Genomic DNA, 928 nt, shown 5'->3' with positions numbered 1-928 from the left:
GGGATCGATCTCGACCAGGTGCGGTCGGGAGGTCCGGAGGCCGGCCGGTTGGTGAAGGCGGTCAAGGAGCAGGTGCGGGCGGTTCCCGGTGATGGGCTCGGGTATGAGCTGCTGCGGTATCTCAATCCTGAGACCGGTCCTGTGCTGGAGGCCGCACCGGCCGCACAGATCGGTTTCAACTACCTCGGCCGCTTCACTGCCGGTTCCGGTGAGGGCTCCGCCCGGCCCTGGCAGCTGGCGGGCGAGACCGCGATCGGCGGCTCGGCTGACCCGGACACGCCAGCCGCACATGTACTGAGTGCCGGTGCGGTGGTCCGGGACACCCCTGACGGGCCGGAGTTGACCGTCTCCCTGAGCTGGCCCGGTCGGCTCTTCGACGAAGGTGATGTGGAAGAGCTGGGCCGGGCCTGGCTGCGGATGCTGGAAGGACTGGCCGCTCATACCGCCGACCCCGTGGCGGGCGGACACACCCCCTCCGACTTCCCTCTTCTCGATCTGGCACAGGACGAATTGGACGAGTTCGAAAACGGGTTCACCGAAGAGAACTTCTAACCCGCTCAAACACACTGCGCTGTGAGGAGAGTTCGCGATGCCCCGATCCCTTGTTGAGGATGTCTGGCCGCTGTCGCCCTTGCAGGAGGGGCTGCTGTTCCATGCGGCCTTCGACGACCAGAGCCCGGATGTCTACCAGGGGCAGCGCATGCTTGAGCTGGTCGGGCCGTTGGACATAGACCGGCTGCGTAGGTCATGGAAAGCGTTGCTGGCCCGGCACAGCTCCCTGCGGGCGAGTTTTCGTGGTCGTAAATCGGGTGAGGCTGTGCAGATCATCGCCCGCGAGGCAGCGCTGCCGTGGCGTGAGGAGGATGTCTCCGCGCTGACGGAGGCCGACGCCCTCGCCGAGGTCGACCGGCTCACCCTGCGGGAGCGG

Annotated in this window: 1 protein-coding gene and 1 pseudogene; both read left to right on the top strand. The window is 66.9% G+C overall.

The window, feature by feature from the left end; all coding sequences use genetic code 11:
- Nucleotides 1-552, top strand: a pseudogene (locus FF041_RS24715) (non-ribosomal peptide synthetase); the annotation flags it as partial.
- Nucleotides 553-589: 37 nt separating this feature from the next.
- Nucleotides 590-928 (top strand): condensation domain-containing protein (locus FF041_RS38125; protein ID WP_194292158.1); only part of this gene is annotated, 339 nt, incomplete at its 3' end.

This window comes from Streptomyces jumonjinensis, from assembly GCF_009600885.1.
GTDB classification, from domain to species: domain Bacteria; phylum Actinomycetota; class Actinomycetes; order Streptomycetales; family Streptomycetaceae; genus Streptomyces; species Streptomyces jumonjinensis.
Note: the sequence above shows the minus strand (reverse complement) of the source record. Positions and strands in the feature narration are given on the sequence as shown.